Annotated in this window: 13 protein-coding genes and 3 tRNA genes; 7 read left to right on the top strand and 9 right to left on the bottom strand. The window is 73.7% G+C overall.

All coding sequences use genetic code 11. From position 1 onward, the window contains the following. Positions 1-65 precede the first annotated feature (65 nt). Positions 66-305, top strand: coding sequence for an acyl carrier protein (locus ABZ449_RS05510; RefSeq protein ID WP_224283099.1), 240 nt, complete (start codon positions 66-68; stop codon positions 303-305). 186 nt (positions 306-491) lie between these two features. After that, positions 492-1,757 carry a beta-ketoacyl-ACP synthase II gene (gene fabF / locus ABZ449_RS05505; protein ID WP_360340584.1) on the top strand — a complete coding sequence of 422 codons (1,266 nt, stop codon included), beginning with the start codon at positions 492-494 and terminating at the stop codon, positions 1,755-1,757. A 110-nt stretch (positions 1,758-1,867) separates the two neighbouring features. Here fabF and ABZ449_RS05500 read toward each other — a convergent pair whose 3' ends face one another. Both ABZ449_RS05500 and ABZ449_RS05495 read right to left on the bottom strand, forming a co-directional pair. Next, positions 1,868-2,362, bottom strand: a complete 495-nt coding sequence (locus tag ABZ449_RS05500; RefSeq protein ID WP_360340581.1) for a DUF3145 domain-containing protein — start codon at positions 2,360-2,362, stop codon at positions 1,868-1,870. Between the two features lie 385 nt (positions 2,363-2,747). After that, the gene (locus ABZ449_RS05495) at positions 2,748-3,776 is read right to left on the bottom strand and encodes an NADP-dependent oxidoreductase (protein ID WP_360340578.1); all 1,029 of its coding nucleotides are present in this window, start codon (positions 3,774-3,776) and stop codon (positions 2,748-2,750) included. Between the two features lie 158 nt (positions 3,777-3,934). Here ABZ449_RS05495 and ABZ449_RS05490 point away from each other — a divergent pair, with 158 nt between their 5' ends. Together ABZ449_RS05490 and ABZ449_RS05485 are read left to right on the top strand one after the other, a co-directional pair. After that, positions 3,935-4,399 (top strand): MarR family transcriptional regulator, encoded by a 465-nt coding sequence (locus ABZ449_RS05490; protein ID WP_360340575.1) that lies wholly within the window; start codon positions 3,935-3,937, stop codon positions 4,397-4,399. A gap of 119 nt (positions 4,400-4,518) precedes the next feature. Then, on the top strand, positions 4,519-6,135 hold the full coding sequence (locus ABZ449_RS05485; protein ID WP_360340572.1) for an LCP family protein: 1,617 nt from the start codon (positions 4,519-4,521) through the stop codon (positions 6,133-6,135). Positions 6,136-6,186: 51 nt separating this feature from the next. On the opposite strand, the gene ABZ449_RS05480 is transcribed toward ABZ449_RS05485, so the two are convergent. From ABZ449_RS05480 to ABZ449_RS05460, 5 genes are all read right to left on the bottom strand, one after another. Next, positions 6,187-7,098 (bottom strand): pyridoxal-phosphate dependent enzyme, encoded by a 912-nt coding sequence (locus ABZ449_RS05480; RefSeq protein WP_360340569.1) that lies wholly within the window; start codon positions 7,096-7,098, stop codon positions 6,187-6,189. 136 nt (positions 7,099-7,234) lie between these two features. Beyond that, positions 7,235-7,915 carry a GPP34 family phosphoprotein gene (locus tag ABZ449_RS05475; RefSeq protein WP_360340566.1) on the bottom strand — a complete coding sequence of 227 codons (681 nt, stop codon included), beginning with the start codon at positions 7,913-7,915 and terminating at the stop codon, positions 7,235-7,237. A gap of 41 nt (positions 7,916-7,956) precedes the next feature. Beyond that, entirely contained in the window at positions 7,957-8,214 is a 258-nt protein-coding gene (locus ABZ449_RS05470; protein WP_360340563.1) for a hypothetical protein, read from the bottom strand. 9 nt (positions 8,215-8,223) lie between these two features. Then, positions 8,224-9,171, bottom strand: coding sequence for an SPFH domain-containing protein (locus ABZ449_RS05465; RefSeq protein ID WP_360340560.1), 948 nt, complete (start codon positions 9,169-9,171; stop codon positions 8,224-8,226). A gap of 303 nt (positions 9,172-9,474) precedes the next feature. Next, positions 9,475-9,548: transfer RNA gene (locus ABZ449_RS05460), tRNA-Ile, on the bottom strand. 353 nt (positions 9,549-9,901) lie between these two features. Between ABZ449_RS05460 and ABZ449_RS05455 the strand changes: the two genes are divergently transcribed. Beyond that, positions 9,902-10,648, top strand: coding sequence for a trypsin-like peptidase domain-containing protein (locus ABZ449_RS05455; protein ID WP_360340557.1), 747 nt, complete (start codon positions 9,902-9,904; stop codon positions 10,646-10,648). Positions 10,649-10,812: 164 nt separating this feature from the next. Here the strand turns inward: ABZ449_RS05455 and ABZ449_RS05450 are convergent. Continuing rightward, positions 10,813-10,885: transfer RNA gene (locus tag ABZ449_RS05450), tRNA-Asn, on the bottom strand. Between the two features lie 61 nt (positions 10,886-10,946). Then, positions 10,947-11,019: transfer RNA gene (locus tag ABZ449_RS05445), tRNA-Asn, on the bottom strand. A gap of 241 nt (positions 11,020-11,260) precedes the next feature. Here ABZ449_RS05445 and ABZ449_RS05440 point away from each other — a divergent pair. Continuing rightward, positions 11,261-11,566, top strand: coding sequence for a hypothetical protein (locus ABZ449_RS05440; protein WP_360340554.1), 306 nt, complete (start codon positions 11,261-11,263; stop codon positions 11,564-11,566). Between the two features lie 211 nt (positions 11,567-11,777). Further along, complete coding sequence (locus ABZ449_RS05435; RefSeq protein ID WP_360340551.1) at positions 11,778-13,208, top strand: FGGY family carbohydrate kinase; 1,431 nt, start codon at positions 11,778-11,780, stop codon at positions 13,206-13,208. The last annotated feature ends 26 nt before the right edge of the window (positions 13,209-13,234 follow it).

Raw genomic sequence — 13,234 nt, 5'->3', positions numbered from 1 at the left:
CCAATTCACAAACCTGTGTCCGGCCGCCGGCCGGACACGCTCAACACCGAAGAGGAGCAGCCAGTATGGCTACCCAGGAAGAGGTCCTGGAAGGTCTCGCCGAGATCGTCAACGAGATCGCCGGCATCCCGACCGAGGACGTCCAGCTCGACAAGTCCTTCACCGACGACCTGGACGTCGACTCGCTGTCCATGGTCGAGGTCGTCGTGGCCGCCGAGGAGCGCTTCGACGTCAAGATCCCGGACGACGAGGTCAAGAACCTGAAGACCGTCGGCGACGCGGTGAACTACATCCTCAACGCCTGATCGATCGACTCGTTCGACTCGGCCAGCCCGTCCGGCGTCCCGTACGCCGGCGAAGGCTGACCGGTCGGCCGGGCTCGTCGAGCCTGGCCGACCCCCGCCGGCCGGGACGCCCACATCCGGGCGCCCGGCCGGGCCCATCCTCGGCACGCCGCCGACCCCCCGCACACGTGAGAGAAGAAGAAACCAGTGACCGCTGAAAACCGCACCGTGGTCGTCACGGGTATCGGCGCCTTCACGCCGCTGGGCGCCGACGCCGCCAGCACCTGGGAGAACCTGGTCGCCGGTAGGTCCGGCGTGGCGGCCCTGACCGAGGAGTGGGCCGAGGACCTGCCGGTGAAGATCGCGGCGCGGGCCGCCGTCGAGCCGGGCGAGATCCTGCCCCGCCCGCTGGCCCGCAAGCTGGACCGCTCGGCCCAGTTCGCGCTGATCGCCGCCCGCGAGGCCTGGGCCGACGCCGGCTACGAGACCCCGGCCACCGACGAGTCCTCCAAGCTCGCCCCCGAGCGCCTGGGCACCGTCATCGCCTCCGGCATCGGCGGCGTGACGACCCTCCTCGACCAGTACGACGTGCTGAAGGAGAAGGGCGCCCGCAAGGTCTCCCCGCACACCGTCCCGATGCTGATGCCCAACTCCCCGGCGGCCAACGTCGGCCTGGAGGTCGGCGCCCGCGCGGGTGTGCACACCCCTGTCTCCGCCTGTGCCTCCGGCGCCGAGGCGATCGGCTACGCGATCGAGATGATCCGCTCCGGCCGCGCCGACGTCGTGGTGGCCGGCGGCACCGAGGCGGCGATCCACCCGCTGCCGATCGCCGCGTTCGCCAACATGATGGCGATGTCCAAGCGGAACGACGAGCCCGAGCGCGCCTCCCGCCCGTACGACAAGGCCCGCGACGGCTTCGTGCTGGGCGAGGGTGCCGGCGTGGTCGTGCTGGAGTCGGTCGAGCACGCCGAGGCGCGCGGCGCCCGGATCTACTGCGAGGCCGTGGGCCAGGGCCTGTCCTCGGACGCCCACCACATCGCCCAGCCCGAGCCGACCGGCGCCGGCGTGGCCCGCGCGCTGGCCGACCTGTTCGAGCGCAACGAGCTGGACAAGGCCGAGATCGTGCACGTCAATGCGCACGCCACCTCGACCCCGCAGGGCGACACCGCCGAGCTGAAGGCGCTGCGCAAGGAGCTGGGCGACGACCTCGACCACATCGCCGTCTCGGCCACCAAGTCGATGACCGGCCACCTGCTGGGCGGCGCCGGCGGCATCGAGACCGTCGCCACCGTGCTGGCCCTGCACCACCGGCTCGCCCCGCCGACCATCAACGTGGAGGAGCTGGACGAGGACGTGGAGGCCGACATCGTCCGCGGTGAGGCCCGCGAGCTGCCCGAGGGCCGGATCGCGGCGCTGAACAACTCGTTCGGCTTCGGCGGCCACAACGTGGTGCTGGCCTTCCGCACCCGCTGACGCACGTGACGAAGGGGCCGGCGCTCTCCGCGAGCGCCGGCCCCTTCGTCTTCCTCACGGGGTGGCCGTGGTCGACGGTCCCGTCCCCGCCCGGTCCGGTCCGGACGGCCTCAGACCACCTGGTGCAGCCAGCGCACCGGCGCGCCCTCGCCCGCGTACCGGAACGGCTCCAGCTCGTCGTCCCAGGGCTTGCCGAGCAGCCGGGCGATCTCGGCCTCCAGGTCGGCCCCTTCGCTGCGGGCGCGCAGCAGGACGGCGCGCAACCGGTCCTCGGGGATCAGGATGTCGCCGTGGATGCCCGTGACGGCGTGGAAGATGCCGAGCGAGGGCGTGCTGCTGTACCGCTCGCCCTCCGCCGTGGCGCAGGGCTCGCTGGTCACCTCGTACCGCATCAGCTGCCAGCCGCGCAGCGCGGAGGCGAGTCTCGAAGCCGTACCGGGCTCCCCCTGCCAGGAGAGCTCGGCACGCCAATGACCGGGTGCGGCCGGCTGGCGGATCCAGTCCAGGCTCACCCGCACACCGAGCACCCCCGCGACGGCCCACTCGACGTGCGGGCACAGCGCGCGGGGCGCGGTGTGGATGTACAGAACTCCACGTGTCGTCACCGGGACCTCCAGGCTGTGGACGAGGGTCGCCTTCCCCAGCTGCCTCGTGCCTGCAGTTGATCCGCAGTTACTCACGTTAGCCGACATTAAGCTACTAAATTGAGCAAAACGGACAGGCTTTCGCTCAATGCTAGTCGAATCCTCAACGAGGTCTACCCCTCGGCCGGATCTCTCCCCCGAACGGCCCCATCGTCGGCGGAACCACCGTACCGCGCGGCACCACAGGATGGATGACGCACTTTCGGATCCGGCCGGAATGCGGTAGTGCGCCCGAAGGGCCCGCGCCCGACCACGAACGACACCGCCCATGGCGGACCGCCCCGCCGCCCGGTCGGGGGCGGCGGGGCGGCGGGGCGGCGTGCCGGTCAGGCGATCTGACGGTGTGTCAGCCTTCCAGGCGGACGACCATCTTGCCGGTGTTGACGCCGCGCAGCAGATCGACGAAGGCCTCGGCGGCGTTCTCGAAGCCGTCCACCACGGTCTCCTCGGTGCGCAGTTCACCGGACTTCAGCCAGCCGGCCATCTCCGCGACGAACTGCGGCTGGAGCCCCGCGTGGTCGCCCACCAGCATGCCCTCCAGGCGCAGCCGCTTGCCGATGGCGAGCGCGAGGTTGCGCGGGGCGGCGGGCGCGGCGGTGTCGTTGTACTGGGCGATCGCACCGCAGAGCACCGCACGGCCGTGCACGTTCAGCGCGCCGATCGCGGCCTCCAGGTGGTCGCCGCCGACGTTGTCGAAGTAGAGGTCGATGCCCTCCGGGGCGGCCGCGGCGAGCTGCTCGGCGACCGGGGCCTCCTTGTAATCGAAGGCCGCGTCGAAGCCGAACTCGTCCACCAGCGTGGCCACCTTCCGCGCCGAGCCGGCCGAACCGACCACCAGCGAGGCGCCCTTGAGCCTGGCGATCTGGCCGACCAACGAGCCGACCGCGCCGGCCGCGCCGGAGACGAAGACCTTGTCGCCCTCCTTGAGGCCGCCGACGGCGAGCAGGCCGGCGTAGGCGGTCAGGCCGGGCATGCCGAGGACGCCGAGGTAGGCGGAGAGCGGGGCGACGGCCGGGTCGACCTTGACCGCGTGGGCGGCGTCCAGGGTCGCGTACTCGCGCCAGCCGAGCCCGTGCAGCACCGCGTCGCCCGGGGCGAAGCCCTCGGCCCCGGAGGCGACGACGTAGCCGACCGCGCCGCCGTCCATGGCCCGGCCCAGCCGGAACGGCGGGACGTACGACTTCACGTCGTTCATCCGGCCCCTCATGTACGGGTCCACCGAGAGGTAGGCGTTGCGGACCAGGATCTCGCCCGGGCCCGGGGTCCGGACCGGGGCCTCGACCAGGGCGAAGTCGGTCGGCACGGGCCAGCCGTGCGGGCGGGCGGCGAGGTGCCATTCACGGGCGGTCGCGGGGACGGCGGCCTGCTCTGCCATCGGGGCACTCCTTGCGGTTCTGATGCGGATCGGGATGCGGCTCGGGTATCGCTCGAATGTCGTTCAGGCGTGCTTCGAGCACATGAAAGGTTGAGCAACTTAAGTAACGATGGACATGAAAGGTTCACCTTGTCAACTTTTCAGGTAGACTCTTGACCATGGACACCCAGTTGATCCAGGACGCCGCACCGCAGCCCGACGAGATCACCCGCGAGGTCGTCGACCTGATGGCCAACCTGGTCGCACTGTTCCACCGCGAGTACGAGGAGGCCGCCGCCGCGCGCTCGCTCACCGGCGCCCAGGCCAAGGTGCTCGCCCTGCTGCGCCGCGGCCCGATGCCGATGCGCCAGATCGCCCAGACCCTCAGCTGCGAGCCGTCCAACATCACCGGCATCGTCGACCGGCTCGAATCCCGTGGCTTCGTCACCCGCGAGGCCGACCGGCACGACCGCCGGGTCAAGCTGGTCGCCGCCACCGACACCGGCTCGGCCGCCTCCGAGGAACTGCGGGAGTCGCTGAACTTCGCCCGTGAGCCGCTGGCCGCGCTCGGCCCGGACGAGCGGACGGCCCTGCGCGACCTGCTCCGCAGGATGCTCGCGGGCGCCTCCGGCCCGGGCGCGTGACCAGCATCACAGGACCCTGGGGCCTTCCGTAGGCCCCAGGGGGGTAACCGAACCGCCTCCCGGAACGTCTAACGTTCGAACATCGAACGCGAGAGATCTGAAGACGGGGGGCACGGAGGATGAGCAGCAGTACGCGTCGGCGCCGCTACCTGCGGACCGCCATCGGCCTGGCCGCCGTACTGGTGCTGTCGGTCGTGGGCGCCGGAGCCTGGTTCTACCACCGGCTGGACAACAACATCACCACCTTCGACTCCGGCGGCGTCGCCACCGAGCGCCCGCCGGCCCCCGTCCCCGCCAGCCCGGGCGCCTCCGTCCCGGTCAACGTGCTGCTGCTCGGCTCGGACACCCGCGACGGGGGCAACGACTCGCTGGGCGGCGGCGACGAGGGCGTCGGCCACTCGGACACCGCGATCCTGGTGCACGTCTACGCCGACCACAAGCACGCCGTCGGCGTCTCGATACCCCGCGACACCCTGGTGACCATCCCGTCCTGCAAGCTGCCGAACGGCACCTGGACGGCGCCGAAGACCGACCAGATGTTCAATTCCGCCTTCACCGTGGGCCTGGCCGAGACGGGCAACCCCGCCTGCACCCAGAACACCGTGGAGAAGCTCACCGGGCTGCGGATCGACCACACCGTCGTGGTCGACTTCAAGGGCGCGGCCGCGATGTCCGACGCCGTGGGCGGCGTGGAGGCCTGCGTGCCCAACGACGTCAACCAGTACGGCATACACCTCAAGAAGGGCATCCAGAAGCTCTCCGGACAGTCCGCGGTGGACTACCTGCGGATCCGGCACGGCATCGGCGACAACTCCGACATAGGCCGGATGAAGCGCCAGCAGGCCTTCCTCTCCTCGATGATCAAGAAGGTGCAGGGCCAGGGCTTCTCGCTGCCCACCCTGCTGCCGCTGGCCGACGCCGCCACCAAGTCGCTCACCGTGGACGAGGGCCTGGGCACCGCGATGAAACTGGTGGACTTCGCCCGCTCGATCGAGGACATCAAGCTCTCCGACGTCTCCTTCGTCACCGCCCCCTGGCGCTTCGCCGGCGAGCGGATCCGGCTGGTCCAGCCGGACGCCGACGCCCTGTGGAAGCTGCTGCGCGAGGACCGCACCCTGGACGGGCAGAGCACCTCCGGGACGGGCCAGGTGACCTCCTCCCCGACCGCCGGCCCGGGCACCGCCGCCCCGAGCGCTCCACTCACCCCGGAGCAGAGCGCGGCACCGATCACCGTGGTCAACGGGGTCGGCACGCCCGGCCTGGCCGGCTCCGGCGGCGAGACGCTCAAGGCGCGCGGCTTCCACAACGTCACGCTCGGCCCCAACTCCCCCGGGCAGCAGGCCACCCGGGTCTCCTACGATCCCGCGCTGAAGGCCACCGCCGACCAGGTCGTGGCGCTCTTCCCCGGTGCCAAGGCGGTCGAGGAGCCCGGTTCCGAGGGGATCACCGTCACCCTCGGCGCCGACTTCCGCCCGGCCGGCACCCGGATCGACTCGGTGGCCGCCCCGAACCCGGAGCCCGGCACCCCGAGCCAGGAGCCCGGCGTCCCGAACCCGGAGCCCGGCGCCCCGACCGGCGCCCCGACGGGTGCCCCGACCGGTGTGACGGCGGGAGCCACCCCGGGCAGCACCCCCGGCGCCACCCCGAACGGCCTCCCGAGCGGCGTCCCCACCGGCATAGCGGAGAACACCCGCAACGCCGACACCGACCCGTGCGCCAACCTGAGCTTCGGCTGATCGACGGTCCACGGCCGGCCCGCGACCGACCGGCCGTGGGCCGGCCGGCCGCTACTCCGGGTCCGGCAGTCCGGTGACGACGGCGGTGAGGCGGGTGCCGCGCGGGAAGGCGCCCGCCCGCGTCAGGTCCGTCAGCGCGGCGAGCAGCTTGGCGACGTAGCGCCGCTCCAGCCCGATCCCGTGGCGGCGCTCGAACCGCTCGGCGAAGCCGGCCAGCTCGGCCGGGACCTTCCCGTAGCCGCCGCCGTGGTGTCCGTGGTCGATCCGCCAGTTGTCGAACCCGCGCCCGTAGGCGTCCGTGTGCAGCCGGGCGACCTCCGCCTCCAGGTAGCCCTCGCCGCCGCGCAGCACGGCCACCCCGAGCGCCCGTGCGCCCGCCGGCAGACCGGCCGCGATGCCGGCCAGGGTGCCGCCGGTGCCGACCGGGCAGCAGACCACGTCCCGCGCGCCGAGATCGGGCAGCTCGGCGGGGATCCCGGCCGCGCCGACGGCGGCCAGCGCGTTGGAGCCACCCTCCGGGAGCACCAGGCAGCGGCCCCAGCGGCGCAGGAGCGCGTCCGTGCCGTCCTCCCCCTCGGCCCGGCCGGTGGCCTCCCGGTACTCGGCCCGGGTCAGGAACTCCAGCCGCATTCCGGCCGCCTCGGCGGCCCGCAGCGACCAGTTGCGCGGCCGGTCGGCCAGTTCCTCCCCGCGGACCAGCCCGACGCTCTCCAGCCCGAGCGCCCCGGCGGCGGCCGCGACGGCCCGCAGGTGGGTCGAGTAGGCGCCGCCGAAGGTCAGCAGCCGGGTGTGGCCCTGCTCCGCGGCGGCGGCCAGGTTGGGCGCCAGCTTGCGCCACTTGTTGCCGGGAACGGTCGGGTGCAGCAGGTCGTCCCGCTTCAGCCGCAGCTCCACCCCGGCCCGGGCGAAGGCCTCGTCGGTGCAGTCCACCAGGGGGGTCGGCAGCAGGGCGGGTTCGAGCATCCGGCCAGCTTACGGGCCCGGGACGGCCGGGAGCCCGGACGCCCGACGGCGCCCGGGCTCCGCGTTCCGCGTTCCCGGGACCGGGACCGGGACCGGGCCGTCCCGTGGACGGACCGCCACCCCCGTGGACGGTCCGTCAGCCCAGGGCCGCGCTCTCCGCCGCGTGGCCCGCCATCCGCCAGGCCAGGGCCGTGGCGAGCGCCTTCGGGACGGGGCCGGCCGCCGGGCCCAGCTTCTCGATCCGGCCGCGGTACTCCTTGCGCTGCTTGGGGGTCAGCACCGTGCGCAGCCTCCCGGCGGCGGCCAGGGCCACCAGCGCCGCGTCGGCCGGGTCCACCCGGCTGAGCGGGCCCTTCAGCGCGGCGGTGACGGAGGCCGCCAGCGTCCGGCGCACCTCGGGGTCCCCCAGGGTGACCCGGGTGACCGGGAACACCCCGGCCGCCCGGCGCTGGTCGAGGCCGATCCAGCCTGCCTCCGCCAGGCCCTCCCGGACCCGCCGGGCCGGCTGGTCGCGCCCGACGGAGGGGGCGCGGCCGACCCACCAGTTCCAGCTGTGCGGCCGCTTCTCCCGGATCCGGTCCAGCAGTTGGGCGCTGTACGGATCGAGGCCGGCCGAGGCGGCGGCGTCGCGGGACCGGGCGACGGCCGTCCGGCCCTCCTCGCGCACCAGTCCGCGGCGCAGCAGTTCGGTCAGCGCCGCCGCCTGCAGCAGCAGGTGGAGGCCGGACTGCTGGGTGACCCGCCCGCGCCGCGGATCGTAGGCGAGCAGGTACAGCCTCTCGGGCAGGGTGGCGGGCAGCTTCGTGAGCAGGTCCATCTCGTTCTCCGGTCCTTCCGTTGCGAGCCCGGCCGCCGCGGTCAGTCCTGGTCGGGACTTCCGCTCTCCGGGTTCTCCTCGGGCGAGCTCTCCTCGGGTGGGCTCTCCTTGGGCGGGCGCCCGCGCCGGGGGAGCCGGGCCGCGCCGCCGGGCATCCGGCCCGCGTCGGTGAGGGCGCGGCGGAGCAGGAACTCGATCTGCGCGTTGGTGCTGCGCAGGTCGTCCGCGGCCCATCGGGCGAGTGCGTCGTGAACCGAAGGATCCAGTCGCAACAGGAGCTTCTTCCGTTCCGTCGCCAAGGCCTCGCCTTACTGGTAGAGGGAACCCGTGTTCACGACGGGCTGGGTGCCGCGGTCGCCGCAGAGCACCACCAGGAGGTTGCTCACCATGGCGGCCTTGCGCTCCTCGTCCAGATCCACGACATCGCGTTCGGCGAGCCGTTCCAGCGCCTCCTCGACCATGCCGACGGCGCCCTCGACGATCAGCCTGCGCGCCGCGACCACGGCCCCGGCCTGCTGGCGCTGGAGCATCACCTGGGCGACCTCCGGAGCGTACGCGAGTCTGGTGATCCGGGACTCCACGACCCGCACACCGGCCGAGGCGACCCGGGCGGCGATCTCCGCGGAGAGCTTGCGGGCGATCTCGTCGGCGCCGTCGCGCAGCGACAACTGGCCCTCGTGGTGGGCGTCGTACGGGTAGCTGGTGGCGATGTGCCGCACGGCCGTCTCGGTCTGGATGGCGACGAAGTCGGCGTAGTCGTCCACCTCGAAGACCGCCATCGCGGTGTCCTCGACCTGCCAGACCACCACGGCGGCCATCTCGATCGGGTTGCCGTCCGCGTCGTTGACCTTGGCGGTCTCGGTCTCGTGGTTGCGGATCCGGGTGGATATCCGGCGCCGGCTGGTGAACGGGTTCAGCCAGGTCAGGCCCTCGGCGCGGACGGTGCCCCGGTAGCGCCCGAGCAGCTGGACCACCCGGGCCTGGCCGGGCGAGACCACCGTCAGCCCGACCGTCGTCACCAGCGAGACGAGCGCCAGCAGCGGCCCGGCGACCACCAGCGCGATGCCCAACCCGGTGGTCTTGGAGGCCAGTTGGGCCGCGCCGGCGACGGTCGAGCCGATCCCGGCGAGCAGCCCGAGCAGCGCGGCGCCGAGCACCGGCAGACCGGCCACCCCGGTGATGGCCCGTTCGGTGATCCTGGGGACCGGGAGGTCCAGCGCGGGGCCGTCCTCGACGGCGAAACGCGGTGTGGTCATGGGAGCGACTCCTTCGGCGAGCATCCGCATCCGATGGCAAAGTGATATCACTTTTTCGACGCACCGCGCCAGGGACCGGTACGCGGGAACGAGGGGACGGGCGGCCGCCGGGCGACGGCGGACAGGCGTCAGGGACGGCTCGGGCCGATGCCCACGGGTGGGTGAATTCCGGCGCGCCACACGGGGAAGGGAGGTGGCCGCGGCCTAGACTCTGCGACGTCGCAGGCGGTGGGAAGGCGGCGGGCGCCGACTCGGCGGCCCGCCCGCGAAGGGTCGTACGACACTCGTCGCACATCGAGAAGGTGGGGCGGGTGGGACTCGAACCCACGACCAAGGGATTATGAGTCCCCTGCTCTAACCGGCTGAGCTACCGCCCCGGTTCGCCGCGCGCGCCGGTCGTCGGCACGGCAGCAGCAGACGGCCCCAGCGAGGCCGTCCCGGGCAGCATAGCCGGTCGATCACCCGTGGTGCGCGCCGGGGGCGCAGCTGGGTGCGCGACGGTGCCCAGCTCCCGGGCGGCGCAGCCCCGGTGGCGGCCGGACACCCGTACGGGGCAGCCTGGCCGGATGGCGACGCGGCGTCAGCCGCGGCCACGACCGCACCACCGGCCGACCGCGCGGCGGACCGGTACCCGGTGGTGGCGCCGCCGGGCGCGGCCTGGTAGATCTTCCCCACGAACGGCGGAACGCACGGCCCCGGTGCCCGCCCCGAGGAACGAGACGGAGCCCCGATGGCCTCCCGCCCGGCACGGCCCGCGCGCACGGCACGAACGGCCGCGCTGGCCGCCCTGCTGCTGGCCACCGGCACCGCGTGCGGCGGGCAGGACGGGGCGCCGACCGCCGAGGTCGCGCAGCAGAGCCCCGCCCGGGACCGGATCGGCACCCTCTCCATCCACACCGCCCAGGGCCCGCGGGCCTGCACCGCGAGCGTGGTGAACAGCCCCCGGCGCAATCTGCTGGTCACCGCGGCGCACTGCGTGCAGAGCCGCCGGATCGGCCTGCTGGACGGCCTGGTGTTCACCCCCGGCTACCGCAACGGGTCCACGCCGTACGGGACTTGGCCGGTACAGGCGATCACCGTCGACCCGCGCTGGGCGGCCGACGACGACCCGGAGTACGACGTGGCGTTCGTCACGGTGGGCCCGGTGGGCGGCCGACAGGTCGAGGACGCCGTCGGCGGCAACCCGATCGGCACCGGCCAGGGCTTCGGGCTGTCCGTCTCGGTCACCGGCTACCCGAACGAGAGCGACGAGCCGATCACCTGCGCGGCCCGGACCAGCTCGCAGAGCGCCACCCAGGAGCGCTTCGACTGCGGCGGCTACACCGACGGCACCAGCGGCAGCCCGTGGGTCTCCGGGGACGGCGCGGTGGTCGGCGTGATCGGCGGCTACCAGGAGGGCGGGGACACCCCCGGCACCTCGTACAGCGTCACCTTCGACCGGCGGGTCTCCGACCTCTACCGGAAGGCGACCGGCTGACCCGGGAGCCGGCCACAGGTGCGGAACCGGGTGCGGGCCCGGATCCGGGGAGGCGGGCGGTGTCGCGTACGTCACGTCGCGCAACCGGGCGGGGACAACACGAAGGCCCCCCGGTCGACCGAGGGGCCTTCGCTCTGAGCAGTCACCGGGCAGGCCCGGCGCAGCTCCCGCAATTGGACTCGAACCAATAACCTGCCGATTAACAGTCGGCTGCTCTGCCAATTGAGCTATGCGGGATCGCGGTACTGAACTTCCGCACCACGGAAGGGATCAGGGACCCGAGGGCCCTTCTCCCGAGCTCCCCCAATTGGACTCGAACCAATAACCTGCCGATTAACAGTCGGCTGCTCTGCCAATTGAGCTATGGGGGATCGGCTTCCGCCTCGGCCCCCGGTTTCCCCGGGCTCCTCGGCGCTCGCTGCGGGACATACATTAGCGCACTCGGGGGGGTGGTCCGCCAATCGCTTTCCCCGGATGCCGCCCGGATGCCGCCCGGTTGCCGCCCGGCGTGCCCGGCGCGCGCCCGGCGACGAGGCCGGGGATGCTGGGGCGCGGACGGTTCGCCGTCCCGACGGACGGGTAGGGCAATGCGGCAGAAGCCGCCAGGAGAGGGTGGATCCGACCATGTGGAAGCTGTCGTTGGCCGCGGGTTTCGCGGCCGGCTACGTCCTGGGCTCGCGGGCCGGGCGCCGGCGCTACGAACAGATCGCCAAGGTCACCCGGCAGATCGCCCGGAACCCCACGGTCCAGAACGCGACCGACCGGGCCCGGCAGCAGGCCGGGGCCGTGGCCGGGAAGGCCGCCGGCGCGGTCGCGGACCGGGTCGGCGACCGGCTGCCGAACGCCGTCACCGACCGGGTGCCGTACTTCAACCGCTCCCGGACGGGGGACGACGGCTGGGGCACCGTCCGGCCGTGACGGGCGCCGACCGACCGGTGTCGCACCCGCGCCACCGGTCCGGGCCGCGGGTCACGTGACACGTGACACGTGACCCGCGGCCCGGCGGTCACCCCCGTCCGTGACGGGACGGTGACGCCGGGGCCGGGCGAACCCCGGCCCGGGATCGCGAACCGGCAACGTCTCACCCGGCCCGGACGCGTCCCGGGCCGGGCTGAGGCATGATCTCGGCATGGCCATCGTCGCGGGGATAGACAGCTCGACCAACCGCACCCGGATCGTCGCGTGCGACGCCGACACCGGCGCCGTCCTGCGCTCCGGCAAGGCTCCCCATCCCGTCCCCGAGGACCAGGACCTGCGCCCGGGCGAGGCCGACCCCCAGGTCTGGCTGCACTCGCTCGGCGACGCCGCGACCGGCGGCCTGCTGGAGGGCGTCCGGGCGATCGGGGTCAGCGCCCAGCAGCACGGGATGATCGGTCTGGACGCCGGCGGGGTGCAGGTCCGCCCGGCGATCCTGTGGAACGACCCGCGCTCCAGCGGGGCCGCCGCCAAGCTGCTGGAGGCCTTCGGCGGCCCGGCCGCCTGGACCGCCGCGATCGGCGCCGTGCCCGCCCCCACGTACACCATCGCCAAGCTGCGCTGGCTGGCCGAGTTCGAGCCGGCCAACGCCCGGCGGATCGCCGAGGTGCTGCTGCCGCACGACTGGCTGGTCTGGCAACTGCTCGGCCACCCCAAGCGCCGCACCACCGACCGCGGCGACGCCTCCGGCACCGGCTACTGGTCGCCGATCACCGGCGAGTACCGGCAGGACCTGGTCGAGCTGGCGATCGGCCACCAGCTCAGGCTGCCCGAGGTCCTGCCCCCGGCCGAGCCCGCCGGGCACACCCCCGAGGGCCTGCTGATCTCCGCCGGGACCGGGGACAACATGGCCGCCGCGCTGGGCCTGGGCCTCGGCCCGGGCGACGCGGTGGTCTCGCTCGGCAGCGCCGGAACGATCTTCGCGGTGCACGAGGAGGCCGTCGTGGACGCCTCCGGCCTGGTCTCCTCCTTCGCCGACGCCACCGGCCGGCACCTGCCGATGGTCGCCACCCTCAACGCCGCCCAGGTGCTGCGCTCCACCGCCGCCCTGCTCGGCCGGGACCTGGAGGGCCTGAGCGACCTCGCCCTGCACTCCTCCCCCGGCGCCTACGGCTTGGTGCTGCTGCCCTACCTGGACGGCGAGCGCACCCCCGCGCTGCCGCACGCGGCCGGCACCCTGACCGGGCTCCGGGCCGAGGCGATGACCCCTCAACACCTGGCCCGGGCCGCCGTCGAGGGCATGCTGTGCAACATCGCCGACGCCCTCGACGTGCTGCGCTCCCGGGGCGTCGCGGTGAAGCGGGTGTTCCTGCTCGGCACGGCCGGGCGGCTGCCCGCCGTCCGGCACATCGCCCCGATGCTGTTCGGCGTCCCGGTCGTGGTGCCGCCACCGGGCGCCCACGCCGCCCGCGGGGCCGCCCGGCAGGCCGCCTGGGCGCTGGCCGGCACCCCGGAGCCGCCGGAGTGGGAGCTGCCGGACGCCGAGACCGTCGAACCCGACGGGGAGCAGGACCTGGCGATCGGCTCGGCGGTGCGTCAGCAGTACCGGGCCGCCCGCGACCAGGTCCACCCGGAGGTGGCCTGACCCCGGCCCGGAGGTGACGGGCCGTG

This window comes from Kitasatospora sp. NPDC005856 (assembly GCF_040629945.1).
Lineage (GTDB): Bacteria > Actinomycetota > Actinomycetes > Streptomycetales > Streptomycetaceae > Kitasatospora.
Note: the sequence above shows the minus strand (reverse complement) of the source record. Positions and strands in the feature narration are given on the sequence as shown.

Excerpts from the sequence above, each read along its gene's own strand:
- ABZ449_RS05510 (WP_224283099.1), top strand. The coding sequence starts at position 66 with ATGGCTACCCAGGAAGAGGTCCTGGAAGGTCTCGCCGAGATCGTCAAC.
- ABZ449_RS05495 (WP_360340578.1), bottom strand. The coding sequence starts at position 3,776 with ATGGCAGAGCAGGCCGCCGTCCCCGCGACCGCCCGTGAATGGCACCTC.
- ABZ449_RS05490 (WP_360340575.1), top strand. The coding sequence starts at position 3,935 with ATGGACACCCAGTTGATCCAGGACGCCGCACCGCAGCCCGACGAGATC.
- ABZ449_RS05485 (WP_360340572.1), top strand. The coding sequence starts at position 4,519 with ATGAGCAGCAGTACGCGTCGGCGCCGCTACCTGCGGACCGCCATCGGC.
- ABZ449_RS05480 (WP_360340569.1), bottom strand. The coding sequence starts at position 7,098 with ATGCTCGAACCCGCCCTGCTGCCGACCCCCCTGGTGGACTGCACCGAC.
- ABZ449_RS05475 (WP_360340566.1), bottom strand. The coding sequence starts at position 7,915 with ATGGACCTGCTCACGAAGCTGCCCGCCACCCTGCCCGAGAGGCTGTAC.
- ABZ449_RS05465 (WP_360340560.1), bottom strand. The coding sequence starts at position 9,171 with ATGACCACACCGCGTTTCGCCGTCGAGGACGGCCCCGCGCTGGACCTC.
- ABZ449_RS05455 (WP_360340557.1), top strand. The coding sequence starts at position 9,902 with ATGGCCTCCCGCCCGGCACGGCCCGCGCGCACGGCACGAACGGCCGCG.
- ABZ449_RS05435 (WP_360340551.1), top strand. The coding sequence starts at position 11,778 with ATGGCCATCGTCGCGGGGATAGACAGCTCGACCAACCGCACCCGGATC.